General features: G+C 38.3%; 12 protein-coding genes. 11 read left to right on the forward strand and 1 reads right to left on the reverse strand.

The window, feature by feature from the left end; translation table 11 throughout:
• Positions 1-158 precede the first annotated feature (158 nt).
• The 5 genes from VK179_19315 to VK179_19335 all read left to right on the forward strand — a co-directional run bounded on the left by VK179_19315 (position 159) and on the right by VK179_19335 (position 7,011).
• Positions 159-3,584 carry a DUF6443 domain-containing protein gene (locus VK179_19315; GenBank protein HLO60909.1) on the forward strand — a complete coding sequence of 1,142 codons (3,426 nt, stop codon included), beginning with the start codon at positions 159-161 and terminating at the stop codon, positions 3,582-3,584.
• Positions 3,571-4,314, forward strand: coding sequence for a hypothetical protein (locus VK179_19320; protein ID HLO60910.1), 744 nt, complete (start codon positions 3,571-3,573; stop codon positions 4,312-4,314). The genes VK179_19315 and VK179_19320 overlap by 14 nt, the downstream gene beginning before the upstream one ends.
• Positions 4,315-4,469: 155 nt before the next feature.
• On the forward strand, positions 4,470-5,243 hold the full coding sequence (locus tag VK179_19325; protein HLO60911.1) for a transposase: 774 nt from the start codon (positions 4,470-4,472) through the stop codon (positions 5,241-5,243).
• A 352-nt stretch (positions 5,244-5,595) separates the two neighbouring features.
• Positions 5,596-6,021 carry a hypothetical protein gene (locus VK179_19330; protein HLO60912.1) on the forward strand — a complete coding sequence of 142 codons (426 nt, stop codon included), beginning with the start codon at positions 5,596-5,598 and terminating at the stop codon, positions 6,019-6,021.
• A gap of 33 nt (positions 6,022-6,054) precedes the next feature.
• Positions 6,055-7,011: a sugar phosphate isomerase/epimerase family protein gene (locus tag VK179_19335; protein ID HLO60913.1), complete on the forward strand. Its 957-nt coding sequence runs from the start codon at positions 6,055-6,057 to the stop codon at positions 7,009-7,011.
• Between the two features lie 162 nt (positions 7,012-7,173).
• Here the strand turns inward: VK179_19335 and VK179_19340 are convergent, their stop codons facing one another.
• The gene (locus VK179_19340; protein HLO60914.1) at positions 7,174-7,632 is read right to left on the reverse strand and encodes an SRPBCC domain-containing protein; all 459 of its coding nucleotides are present in this window, start codon (positions 7,630-7,632) and stop codon (positions 7,174-7,176) included.
• A gap of 75 nt (positions 7,633-7,707) precedes the next feature.
• On the opposite strand from VK179_19340, the gene VK179_19345 reads away from it, so the two are divergent.
• The 6 genes from VK179_19345 (at position 7,708) to VK179_19370 (ending at position 13,209) form a co-directional block, all read left to right on the forward strand.
• The gene (locus VK179_19345; GenBank protein HLO60915.1) at positions 7,708-8,835 is read left to right on the forward strand and encodes an AhpC/TSA family protein; all 1,128 of its coding nucleotides are present in this window, start codon (positions 7,708-7,710) and stop codon (positions 8,833-8,835) included.
• Between the two features lie 220 nt (positions 8,836-9,055).
• Entirely contained in the window at positions 9,056-10,162 is a 1,107-nt protein-coding gene (locus VK179_19350) for a helix-turn-helix domain-containing protein (protein ID HLO60916.1), read from the forward strand.
• A 140-nt stretch (positions 10,163-10,302) separates the two neighbouring features.
• Complete coding sequence (locus tag VK179_19355; GenBank protein HLO60917.1) at positions 10,303-11,100, forward strand: SDR family NAD(P)-dependent oxidoreductase; 798 nt, start codon at positions 10,303-10,305, stop codon at positions 11,098-11,100.
• Positions 11,101-11,110: 10 nt separating this feature from the next.
• On the forward strand, positions 11,111-12,085 hold the full coding sequence (locus tag VK179_19360) for an NAD-dependent epimerase/dehydratase family protein (GenBank protein ID HLO60918.1): 975 nt from the start codon (positions 11,111-11,113) through the stop codon (positions 12,083-12,085).
• Positions 12,086-12,131: 46 nt separating this feature from the next.
• Complete coding sequence (locus VK179_19365) at positions 12,132-12,767, forward strand: hypothetical protein (protein ID HLO60919.1); 636 nt, start codon at positions 12,132-12,134, stop codon at positions 12,765-12,767.
• Positions 12,768-12,777: 10 nt separating this feature from the next.
• A complete protein-coding gene (locus VK179_19370; protein ID HLO60920.1) occupies positions 12,778-13,209 on the forward strand; it encodes a DUF2062 domain-containing protein in 432 nt (143 codons plus the stop codon).
• Positions 13,210-13,244: the final 35 nt, after the last annotated feature.

Consider the following 13,244-nt stretch of genomic DNA (forward strand, 5'->3'; position numbering starts at 1 on the left):
TTTCTCCCGATTTGTACTATGAACCCGTTCCGTCAAGAAATATCGATGGTCAGACAACAACCGGAGACAGTTGGAATTATATATACAGCCGTACTTTCAGAAAAGCTGTAACCAATGCGGATAATTTTGAGACAGATAAGACAAGTTCAAATAATGATGTGATTGAACAGGTACAGTATTTTGATGGGCTTGGCCGGATCATTCAAACCATTGACATTAAAGGAAGTCCGGAAAGAAACGATATTGTTATGCCTGTGGATTACGATAAATATGGCCGTGAAAGTTTTAAATATTTGCCTTATAGCAAAACGGGTGATGGCGGATACAGGCCAAATGCAATTACCACCTCTGGCGAACAAAGCGTATTTTACAGTAATAGCGGCAATCTGAATGGACTGGATGAGACAGATACACGTGCTTATTCTGAAATAACCTATGAAAATTCACCGCTTAACCGTACATTATTTCAACAGGGTCCCGGGAGCGACTGGACTGGTAAGAAAAGTGGTTTTGAATACATTTCTAACTCGGCATCCTCGGTAATACGTTGGCAGGTTAACTCTGCCAATGCCTGTACAAGGAATGGATATTATACTGTTAATACTTTATTAGTGAACAGGATTACGGATGAAGATGGTAACAAAACCTCCGAATACAAGGATCTTCAAGGGAAGGTCGTGCTTAAGGAAACCGAACTTGGCACAAAAACCTATTATGTTTATGATGATCTTGATTTGCTTCGGTATGTGATTCCTCCTGAGGCTACAAGTCAGGTTGGTTCAGGTAGTCTGACAAGTACAATAAGCAGCAATTATTGCTATTATTATCAATACGACTGCAGAAAGAGGATGATAAAGAAAAAATTGCCGGGCGCAGATACAGTGTACATGGTGTATGATATCCGTGACAGGCTGGTGGCTACTCAGGATGGCCTTCAAAGGAGCAAAACTCCTAAAGAGTGGTCCTTTATTAAATATGATGCTTTTAACCGGCCTGTTCTCACCGGCATTATCCCGTATGCAGGAAGTCGTAATGATTTGCAAACTATTGTGAATAGCTATACTGGAATAAATCTTTATGAAACCAAAACAACAAGCTCCACGCATCATTATTATACCCAAAATTCATTTCCCAACTCTTCCTATACTAAGACCTATAACACGATAACCTATTATGATGGTTATGATTTTAATGGTGACAATTCTCCTGATAAGGCTTATGTTTCTGATGGCATGACGGATCCGGGATCCGGAACCCGCAAAGGATTGACTACCGGTACCAAGATGCGAATTATTAATGATGCATCAACTTTGTTTGTTGAAACCGTTACATTTTATGATAAATATGGTCATACTGTTCAGGCTCAACATACACAGCCAATAGAAGCAATCACAATCAATACACGAACAAGCAACAAAATTAATTTAATTGGCGAGGTGCTTCAGGCAAAAACCACAACGCTGTCTGGCAGTACTGTTATTAATACTGTCCAGGATGAATATACACTGGATCATCGTGCCAGATTGCTTGAGATTAAAAAAACGATCAATTCAGAACCTGCGACTGTAATAGTTAATAATAGTTATAACCAGCTCGGTCAGTTAATAGCAGAAAAACTTGGAGTAACAGATGGTATTGGTCTCCAAAAAGTAGATTATCTTTATAATATAAGAGGCTGGTTAAGAGGATTAAACAATACACCGGAAAGTTCGGACCTGTTTGCAATGCAACTCTTTTACAATGATTACCTCAGTAATCTCGATTTAACAAAAGGAAATTTCAACGGGAATATCAGTTCAGCTAAGTGGACCAATAAAGGTCTCAGCGGCATATGGAAAGCCTATGGTTTTGCATATGACAAACTAAATAGGCTGAACAATGCAATTTATGGTGAATATTCGCAAGGTGGTTCAAATATTAACACAGGATATAGAGGAAATGAGTATAAGAACCGGTTTGATGAATACGGGATATCCTATGATTTGAATGGAAATATAAAAACCTTGCGTCGGAAGGGAATTGATAATCCTTCAACGCTCACCTATGCAGAAATAGATTCGCTTAATTATGCTTATACAGGAAACCAGTTAAGGAAGGTGAATGATGCCATTCCGGATATTACAGGTCGAGGTGATTTTAGTGAAAAGGTAACCAATACACGTGAATATTTGTATGATGCCAATGGCAACATGTATAAAGATGACAACAAGGGTGTCTATAATATAAATTACAATTTCCTGAATCTTCCTACCAAGGTCTATTTTACGGCATCGAACGATTATATTACCTATCTTTACGATGCAGGCGGAAACAAATTAAAAAAGATTGTTGTGAAGGGAGGAACGACGCAGTTTACCGAAAATTATGCAGGCAATGTGGTTTTTAAAACCACCGGAACCGGAACATTTTCTCCCACCAATGATCTTCATTACATTAATACAGAAAAGGGAAGGCTGGTAAAAAGTGGAAGCACTTTTGTTTATGAGTATTATCTGACAGATCATCTTGGTAATACACGAGCCGTTTTCTCCGATGTAAATAAAAATGGCACGATAGAAAACAACAGCACCGAAATCCTTCAATATGCGGATTATTATCCCTTCGGAATGCTTCATAACCATGCTGCAACCACTACTGATGATAACCGTCGCCTATATAACGGCAAAGAACTCCAATCCGAAACCTTCAATCTGGATGGAACATCAGGGGATGAAACAATGTTTGACTGGTATGATTATGGCGCTAGATTTTATGATCCGCAATTAGGGAGGTGGCAAGTTATAGATCCTATGTCAGAAAAATATTTAAGCATCACACCATACAATTATTGTTTTAATAATCCTTTTTACTTAACAGACCCTAATGGGGAAGATGTCTTTGGAATATTCTATAAATATGAAAATGAATATGATGAAAATGGTGATCTAAAATTAGATGAAAATAATCAACCGATTCGAAAAATTGTAGGTGTTTCTATAATTAACCTAGGTTCTGAAAATGCCAAAAAATTGATAGATGATTTAAATAACTCTGAGGCACAGAGTTTTTATAGTGCATATCTAGGAGCAAAAATGACTGAATTGGGTAATAGTATTATTTCAGAATTTGAGAATAGCACCACAAATGACGCTTACTTTGGTTTTATGGAGAAAGTGCCAACTGATCCAGATGCTAGTGATGTTTCTAGTGGATATACCTTAACTAGTGATTTCTTAACAACATTAAGCAGTAAATTTACTGCAAGTGAAAATATCGATAAAGCCAAGACAGAGGATATATACGATATTCTTAAGAATTCTTATCAAATATCAATTTTTGAAGGTATGAAAATTGTAAACCCTGATAGAAACAATAATTTAATTGCCCTTGATAGGGAGACATATTATCCAGGCGTCCCATATTTTGATAAGAATAATCAATATATTGATGACCATATTATTAAATTGGGGACAATAATTCATGAATTGGGCGCTCATGTTGCTGGTGCAGCACATAATTATGAACAGAATATCCATCACTTAGTTTGGGGCCAAAATGAATCAAAAATGTGGTATCAGATAAAAAAATTGTATGGTATCAAATAAAACATTATTTCTAGTTATTCTTCGCCTTAGTTTATGTTCATTTAGTGTTTGGAGCCAGAATGTAAATAACATAACATGGGCAAATAATAGAGACGACTCAATAAGTTTTAACTGTTATTGTCAGGGTAGTAGGAGTATAAAATATACATCAAAAATATTTTTTAAACCTATTAATGACGAAGAAATTTGTTATAGGAGAATGTATATTGGAACCTATGCACAACCATATCCAAATAAGTATAATATAATTAGATATTCGAATGACACTTTATACATTATGGATGGAGGAATAAAAACCTCATTCTCCTCTAAAAATAATCAAGAAAAAATTTTTCTAATTTTTTCGGAAAGATCAAAAACAATAAGAAGTCTTAATACATCTACAACTTTATGCAATAATATTCAGTTTATAACAAAAAATTATATTAAAGAATTTCATGATAGTATAAATATATATAAACTTTACTATATCAGCAATATTGGACTATCCTTGTGGTACCTTGGTGTTGGAAAATATGCTGGAATTGTATTTTATGCTTATTATGACGGGAATTTAAATCACTTTTGTATCAAAGATTTCAGAAATAAGAAAAGAGAACCTAATTTAATTAAAAAATTTTTAAAGTATAGTGATGATCCATTAGTCATAAAATTATTTAGTAAACGTGGAAAATTTCCAAGTTACCGTTATTTTAAAACATCCGGCCGGACTAAATTAACACATCTATAATCAACATTCCAGGACGGCATCCGGGGTCCCCTTCCAGAGTCGGACCAGACTATAATACTAATAAACAGTCATTTAATAATAAAAAATTGCCTAATTTTTGACCTTAGAGGCTCATTTTTGGGCCTGTTTTTGGCCGTCTAAGAAAATATATTGAAATGCCCAGGGCAAATCGTTATTATCTGCAAGGGAATATCTGGCATATTACCCATCGTTGTCACAAAAAGGATTTTTTACTATGGCATCGTAGAGATCGCGCCACATGGCTTCATTGGTTATTTGAAGCAAAGAAGCGATTTGATATATCTGTATTGAACTATAATGTCACACGTAATCATGTGCACCTGCTTGTAAAAGACAAGGCAGGGGAAGAAAACATTTCAGACTTCATGCAATTGCTTCAGAGTCGTGTGGCGCAGGAATACAATACGAGAAAGAACCGCAAAGGCGCTTTCTGGGAAGATCGTTATCATGCTACGGCAATTGATTCGGATGTTTATCTGATGAATTGCATGACATACATTAATTTAAACATGGTGAGAGCAGGAGTTGTCAAAGATCCTGCTGAATGGAAAGAGTCAGGATATTCTGAAATTGAATTTCCGCGAAAGCGTTATGGAATCATTGATTTCAAAACGTTGTTGAAAGAACTTTGCATAGAAACAGTTGAAGAACTTCAAAAAAGCCAAAAGGACAGGATAAATGAATTATTGAGTAAACAGCAATTAAACAGAGAATCCAAATGGACCGAATCCCTTGCTGTTGGTTCCGAAGATTTTGTAGAAAGAGTAAAAGAACAATTAGATTTCAGAGCTAAATCAAGAAAAATTATCAAAACAGAGAATGATTATATACTTTCTGATTCAGAAATTCCTTACAGGGCCATTTTTGACCCCAAAAACGAGCCTCTAAGGCTAAAAAATGGCCAATAATAGAGGTTAAAATATTATAAATTAGGAATATAGTTTGGTCCGACCCCGTTTAAAAACCATGAATACATTAAATATTCGAATAATCGGTTTAATTTTTGTTTTGATATCTATCTTACTTATAATTTTTAGATTAAAAATTATAAAATTCATATATAATTTAAGGGGATTTACCCCAGATTATATGAGCAAAACAATAGAAATAAGACAAATATTAATAATATGCTATTTTTTCTTAATTGGGTTAGTGTTACTTTTAAAAAAGTTCTGATGATATAGTTAGTTCCGACCCCGTTTCACCAATTTATCAACCACTAGAATTTTTTATCTTTAAAAAATTTTGAATCACATCATTATGAAAAAAGCGGTTATTTATTACACATCAAAAACGGGTATAACTAAAAAACTTGGGGAAAATATAAAGGACTACCTGAATGAAAAAGGCATTTCAACTGAATTTCAATCAACAGATGAAATTTTAGAGACAAAGACAGAAGGAGCCGATTACGTTCTGCTGGGATGTTGGACGGGCGGCCTGATGCTTTTATTCCAGGGTCCTACTAAGAAATGGATAGGGTTTGCCAAAAAACTGCCTGAATTGGATCCTTCAAAAACAATATTGTTTACTACCTATAAGATCAGAACAGGCAGTATGTTCCGGAACATGAAAAAACATCTCAAAACCAAATCAATGGACTCTTCCTATACAGAAATCAAATCAAAAAACAGTACACTGGATGCCCATGCTAAAATCCTCCTGGATAAATTCATAACGAATTGATAATCGGTGTACCTTTTGGTAAAACCTTTAAAAATGACATCATCCAGGAGAAATTTTATCCGCAATGCCTCAGTTGCCGCAGCAGCAGGAATTGTTAGTTCTCCCGTTATTTTGGGAGCTGAACCAGAAGTGAGGCAAAAGTCAGTTAAAAGGAATAAAATCGGAGTTTCAACCTATTCTTTCTGGCAATTTAATGGTCCCAAAGAGAATTCTCCGATTGAGAAATGCATTGACCTGGCTGCAGAAATGGGTTTTGACGGCATTGAGTTTTTACTGATGCAGATGCAGAGCGAAGAAAACAGTTACCTTCAACATCTTAAGCGAAGGGCTTTCCATGCCGGTCTCGACATTATGGGCTTTTCAACGCACCAGGGTTTTGTGTACCCCGACAAACAAACAAGGGATGAGGAAGTAAAGAAAACAATACGCCAGATAGAATTGGCCTACATGCTGGGAATCCCTACCATGCGACTGAACACAGGCCGTTGGAATACAACCAAATCGTTTGACGACCTGATGGCAAACAAAGGAATCGAACCGATATTGGAAGGATATACCGTTGACCAGGGTTTTGATTGGGTAATTGATTCCATCGCACAATGTATACCCACGGCCGAAAAATGCGGTGTGGTTCTGGGTCTCGAAAATCATTGGGGGTTGGGCAGAACCGCGGAGGGAGTGCTTCGGATAGTAAATTCAATTAATTCTCCCTGGCTGCAGATTACGTCTGACACTGGTAATTTTCTAGAAAACCAGTATGAGCAGCTTGAAATGATGGCCCCGCAAACTTTTCTCATCCAGGCTAAAACCTATTACGGTGTCGGTAAATGGTACACCCTGGATATTGATTATAACCGGGTAGCTTCCATCTTCAGAAAAGCAGGGTACAATGGTTATGTTTCAATCGAATTTGAAGGGAACGAGAATCCGCTAACGGCAGTTCAGAAAAGTCTGGAAATGATCAGGAATGCGTTCACGTGGGAGGGTTAGTTGTTCTAATAAACTTCTTAAATCAAAAATCGGTGTTCGATATTCGGTGTTTCTTGTTCGAAGTTTGAAGTTTGATGTTCAGGGGACGGTTTGCCTGTGCTGGCAGATTGCTTCTGACCGTAGGAACCGGTCATCGCAATGACGCTTTGTTTATCGGTCCTCTCAATTCCAGTTATCAATCTTCAAATCCCCCGGATGGGGCCGGCCTTTGCCGGTTTCGACATATTCCCTTAAACTTAGAAGGAACACGGCCCATTTCATACTGCAATGGCCCGTAAATTCAACTTCCTCACGCCAGTTATTGTGATGGAATAGTATGATGGTCTGTCCGTCGGCTTCATACAATTCATAGGATATTTCGGTTCCAATCCATTCAGGCGGCCCTTCCCTGCAGATCCAGGTAACCTGTTTGCCGGGAATCAGTTCTTTAACTTCCATACTCATCTGTCCTTTTACTTCACCTGATGTTTCACGGAATGTGAAATTGATTTTTCCACCCACTTTTTCATCTCCGTCAACCATAACAGTCCACCAGCCTGCCAATCCCTCAATAGTTGCCAAAGCCCTGTAAACTTTATCAGCCGTTGCTTTAATTCCAATACGGTGAATAATATTTGCCATAGATGTTTTTTAAGGTAACAATTAGAGAGGGTATCAGGTTAAATTCTATCTTTCGGAAAATTAAACCGGCAACCTATGAAAAGAATTGTTTTTGCAGCTATTGTTCTGTTAACCTTTGCCTGCAGCCCGAAAAAGCAGGATGGATTCGTAATTAACGGAACTATTAAAGACCTTAAACAGAAAGAAGCCTACCTGGTGACTTATAAGGACGGGATGGCTGTCAAACTCGATTCCTCTTCGGTTGATACACTCAAGGGAACTTTTATACTGAAAGGAAAAGTTGAAACTCCCGACCTGATGTACATTACTTTTTCTGATGATTCCGAGATCGAATTATTTATTGAAAACAGCACGATAACCGTTACCGGCGACAGCGTTCAGAACGCCAGGATTACAGGATCCGTTTCAAATGATCTTTACACCTCTTATAAAGAAAAGCGTGACAGTGTCGAGCAATCATTCAAAAGCCAGGAGGCTGAATATGATTCTGTCCTGGTGAAGTACAAAGCTGCAAGGAAAGCCGGGAAAGATGCAGAGGCCAAATCATATTATGAACAGATGGCTAAGATTGAAGAAGCCCCGGAAGCAGCGATGAGGGAATTTAACCTGAACTTTATTAAGAATCATCCTTCTTCCTATGTGGCTCCTGCTGTTCTGTGGAACGAGCTTGCCTGGGGAATGGATGCTCCTGAAATGGAACCGCTTGTGAATGCATTTGATACAACAATAGGCAACTCAAGCTATATAACTCGTTTGAAAGACAGGATCGAAATCCTTAAAAAAGTTGCTGTAGGCAGTCAGGCTCCTGATTTTACAATGAACGACTCACTGGGTAATCCGCATACTTTATCCTCTTATTACGGAAAGGTTTTGCTTGTTGATTTCTGGGCGTCATGGTGTGGTCCCTGCAGGAGGGAGAATCCGAATATTGTTGCGGTATACAAACAATTTCATAAAAAAGGATTTGATATATTGGGTGTTTCATTTGATAAGAACAAAGCTTCATGGACCAAGGCCATCCTGGATGACAAACTAACCTGGAACCATGTATCGGATCTGCAGGGCTGGGGCAACGCGGCCGGAAAACTTTACGGCATCCGGTCAATTCCTTCAAATATGCTCCTCGATGAAAAAGGCACCATCATTGCAAAGAATTTGATGGGGGATGATCTGACCAATAAATTAAAGGAATTGCTGAAGTAGAGGCAACAGATGATAAAATATTGTATTTAATTAAAAGCGGAGGTTTTAGACCCCCGCTTTTTGTTTAATGGTCATGCTCTTTGGAAGGTATTACCTGTGCGGGTAGATTGCTTCTGACCGTAGGAACCGGTCATCGCAATGACGATATGATCAAAATTTCTACCTTTAGAAAATTTTGAACCGGGCTGAACCGTTTGAATAATGCCTGAGCGTCACCTCGATGTATACTAATTTCAATTCTTTACTAGCCCTGCTGATTTTTGGAGGATTGGTTTTACTTTCCTTCATTATCATCTCTAATCCGTTAAAAGTTAACCGGAAGGCAAATTTCTGGTTTGGCATTTTTATGCTGATCTGGGCCACATTCTGGCTTGAAGAAGTATTGTTCATGACCTTCAACACTTCATTAGGACAGTATTCATTATCCTTCCTGACTTTTGCAAGATTTTTGACTCCACTTGGTTATTATTTCAGTGTGTTGTTCTACACCAATCCGGCATATAAGTTCAGAAAGAGAGACCTGCTTTTTCTGATTCCTCCAATACTGGAGTTGGTTTTAATCGTATCGCATGAGGTTTTGAAATTTCCTGAACAGGCTTTCTATGAGAACATCCAAACCGGCATGATCCTATTGCACTGCTTGTTTTATGTGTTCGCTTCCTATTTACGAATCAGGAAACATCAGAAGCGTATTGAGCTTTTTTCTTCAAATACTGCCGAGATAAACCTAAACTGGCTCAAATACATCATTGTGCTTATTCTCTCCCTCTTTCTCACAGTAAGTCTCTACAACCTGATATTTGCCGGATCGGAGCTAAACGTGGTTATGAACCTGATCTTCCTGTTTGTAATTTTCAGCATTGCCTATTATTCGCTCAGGCAAAAGGAAATTTTTCCATTCAATGAAAATCAGACCAGGGATATTATATCACTGGATAATCCCGATGAAATAACAAAAAAGAAAATCGTTTCTGATCAGGAACTCATCCGGTATAAATCGGAATTAAACAAACTGATGAGTGAAAAGAAACCTTTTACCGACAGTGAGCTTAATCTTATAAAACTTGCAGGTTTATTAGATGTAACTCCTCACCAGTTATCCTATATAATTAATTCAGGTTTTAATGAGAATTTTTTCCAGTTCATCAATAAGTTCCGCGTTGAAAGGGCTAAACAGCTACTCACATCGAATAGTCTCAATAATTATTCAATAATGGGCATTGCTTTCGAATCAGGTTTTAATTCGAAAACTGCCTTCAACTTAACTTTTAAGAAAATTACCAATCTTACGCCTTCGGAATACAAACTGAAGAGTACCGGTTTATAAACACGAACATGTTTATTTTTTAACGTTCATAAAATCAAACTGATACATATTTTGTAAATAGCGTTCGGATTTATAAGGTCGAACCATTCCGGCCATTCTCCCAGATATTTTTGTGGCATATGTTTTAATCTCAATAAGCCATGAAAAATCAGGAATCAATGTTTGCAGTTATTACCGGGGCCAGCCAGGGCCTTGGAAAGGCTTTTGCCACTGAACTCGCAAGGCAGGGGAAAAATCTGATATTAGTCAGTTTGCCCGACCAAAATCTTCAGCAATTATCAGAAGAGCTGGCAGAACAGTATCAAGTAAAGGCGGTTTGTTACCAAACCGATCTGACGAATGATAAAAATGTAAGGTTACTGGCCTTATGGATAAACAACAATTTTGATGTGAATTTACTGATCAATAATGCCGGTATAGGCGGAACACATAAATTCAGGGATGTTGGGGTGGGCTATATCAACAACATTATACAGGTTAATGTAATGGCCACTGCTGTTCTTACCCACCAGTTACTGCCCAATCTGATGCGACAGAATCAATCGTATATTCTAAATGTATCAAGTCTGGCAGCATTTTCGCCTGTTGGAAACAAGACAGTGTACCCGGCCACAAAGGCATTTGTACATTCGTTCACCCGTGGTCTTTATGCTGAACTAAAAAATACAAATGTTTTTGTAAGCGTTGTGAATCCCGGCGCCATGGATACCAATGATGAAATAAGAGCACGTATTAAAGCCCAGGGAATATTAGGTAAATTCTCCCTCTCCAAACCGGAAGTTGTGGCAAAAAAAGCGATCAGCCAACTTTTCAGAAAAGATACTGTCATTATTATTAATCCACTGAGTTGGTTGGTATTGAATCTTGTTCCTGTATGGATTAAATTGCCGTTAATGACGAGGGCAGTGGAAAGGGAACTCAGGTGTGTTCACGCTTAATATTACAGGAATGAAGACCATTTTCATAACCGGCGCAACCGGATTGTTGGGTACAAACCTGATCCTGGAATTGCTCGCACACGAATTCAATATCAAAGCGCTTCTTCGTAATCCATCGCGGTTTGTATTGCCTCCTCACAGGAACCTGGAACTTATTCAGGGTAGCTTATTTGATGATCTGACCCAAATCATTAGCAACTGCGATGTGGTAATACATGTTGCAGCCGAAACCAGGCAGGATCTCAGCCGGTATGAAGAATATCATAAAATTAACTGCAATGCCACCGTTCAGTTGTTCAATACGGCACGACTTTGTAATGTAAAGAAGTTCGTGTTTGTAAGTACTGCAAATACTATTGGATTTGGTTCAGCGGATGTTGGCGGTACGGAACAAGACCCGATTACATATCCTTTCAGCGGTTCAAATTATGCCAAAAGCAAACAGGAAGCAGAAGACTATCTTTTAGCCAATAAAGAGGCAATTGAAGTTATGATAATCAATCCGACTTTTATGCTGGGCGAACATGATACGAAACCCAGTTCCGGTAAGATTATTTTAATGGGATGGAAAAAGAAGATCCTGTTTTATCCGCCGGGAGGCAAGAATTTCGTACATGTTAAAGATGTGGCAAAGGGAATTATTTCATCCCTTGTAAATGGTAAAAATGGTGAAAGATACCTGCTGGCAAATGAAAATCTCACATATTACGAATTCTTTAAAAGGCTGAACAGGCTTACTAATCAGAATCCGTTGATGATTAAAGTACCACGGGCGGTACTGATTTTTACCGGATTTATCGGCGATCTTCTTAAGCAAGCGGGGTTTAAGACATCCTTAAACTCAACGAATATGCGGATCTTATGTATCCATAATTTTTATTCCAATCAAAAATCCCGAAGGGAACTTGAAATTGAATACACTTCCTGTGATGAAGCCATAATGGATTCAGTCAGGTATTTTCAACATAAAGGATTGATCCGTTGAACCTTTCCGATCACAGGAAATTCATTATTAAAATATTAAGATAATCATGAGACTCACAATATGTATAATACTATTACTGATAGTATCAGTATTACAGGGTAAAAGCAATGACCCGGGACCAAAGTTTACAGTAATTAAAGAATCAAAGGGAGTTACCCTTTCATCACGGTGGAGAACCACTTCTTCGAACAGCAAAACAAGGGAATTAAAAGCAGAGTTTTATGTCTCGGCAAATCCTGAGGTGGTATTAGCCCTGATCAAAAACGCCGGTATGGCAAAAAATTGGATGAAAAACCTTTCAGAATACTCTATTGTAAAACTCGAATCAGAAAACAGCTGGTATGCCTATATCCAGTATAATATACCATGGCCTTTGAACAACCAGGATTGTATAATCCGGTACAATTATATCCGTAGTAAAGACGGAAAGAACTATGAATTGAATCTGCAAGGGTATCCATCCTATCTCCCCCGCAGAGAGGGAGTCGAACGAATATCTCATATGGTCGGGAGCTGGAAATTATCGAAGGGCTCTGGTTCGGACTGCAGGGTGGAATACACTGTTTATTCAGAGCAGAAACCGGTTTTTCCGCGATGGGCAACGGATCCGCTAATTCAAAAGAATCTCATTGACACCATGGCTTCAATGAGAGAACTTTCCGAGGAAATGATGAATAAATAATAGCATTTCAATGAAAACAATATATAAAGTCCGGCAGAAGCTGCAATCAATAAAAGCTTCACCTGATGAAATTTCAAAGGGGTATGCCCTGGGTGTCTTTTTGGGAACCACCCCGTTTATTGGCACCAAGGTATTCATTGCACTGGGTCTGACCTATTTTCTGAAGTGGAGCAAAGTGGCGTCCGTTATTGGTGTATATCATATTAACCTGTTTACCGCACCCTTTTTCTACAGCATGGCATTTTTGGTTGGGAAGCAGGTAACCGGCACGGAGCTTCATTTGGCGGTTGACCGGGCCATGACGTTCTCAGGGTTTTTATCAGGTATCCTCGGAAATTGGGAAATATTGCTGGCACTGGCAACCGGTGGGTTAATTCTAGGTATTCCCCTGGCCATTGTCGCCTATTTTATGAGCAGGATGATGTTTATGCGGGTGAAATAACTTTTTTCTTATCTTTCGGGTACCCAATAATAAAC

The sequence above is a fragment of the Bacteroidales bacterium genome, assembly GCA_035299085.1.
GTDB lineage: Bacteria > Bacteroidota > Bacteroidia > Bacteroidales > UBA10428 > UBA5072.

Coding starts and splice junctions, on each gene's coding strand:
- VK179_19320 (HLO60910.1), top strand. CDS start 3,571: ATGGTATCAAATAAAACATTATTTCTAGTTATTCTTCGCCTTAGTTTA.
- VK179_19325 (HLO60911.1), top strand. CDS start 4,470: ATGCCCAGGGCAAATCGTTATTATCTGCAAGGGAATATCTGGCATATT.
- VK179_19330 (HLO60912.1), top strand. CDS start 5,596: ATGAAAAAAGCGGTTATTTATTACACATCAAAAACGGGTATAACTAAA.
- VK179_19335 (HLO60913.1), top strand. CDS start 6,055: ATGACATCATCCAGGAGAAATTTTATCCGCAATGCCTCAGTTGCCGCA.
- VK179_19340 (HLO60914.1), bottom strand. CDS start 7,632: ATGGCAAATATTATTCACCGTATTGGAATTAAAGCAACGGCTGATAAA.
- VK179_19345 (HLO60915.1), top strand. CDS start 7,708: ATGAAAAGAATTGTTTTTGCAGCTATTGTTCTGTTAACCTTTGCCTGC.
- VK179_19350 (HLO60916.1), top strand. CDS start 9,056: ATGTATACTAATTTCAATTCTTTACTAGCCCTGCTGATTTTTGGAGGA.
- VK179_19355 (HLO60917.1), top strand. CDS start 10,303: ATGAAAAATCAGGAATCAATGTTTGCAGTTATTACCGGGGCCAGCCAG.
- VK179_19360 (HLO60918.1), top strand. CDS start 11,111: ATGAAGACCATTTTCATAACCGGCGCAACCGGATTGTTGGGTACAAAC.
- VK179_19365 (HLO60919.1), top strand. CDS start 12,132: ATGAGACTCACAATATGTATAATACTATTACTGATAGTATCAGTATTA.
- VK179_19370 (HLO60920.1), top strand. CDS start 12,778: ATGAAAACAATATATAAAGTCCGGCAGAAGCTGCAATCAATAAAAGCT.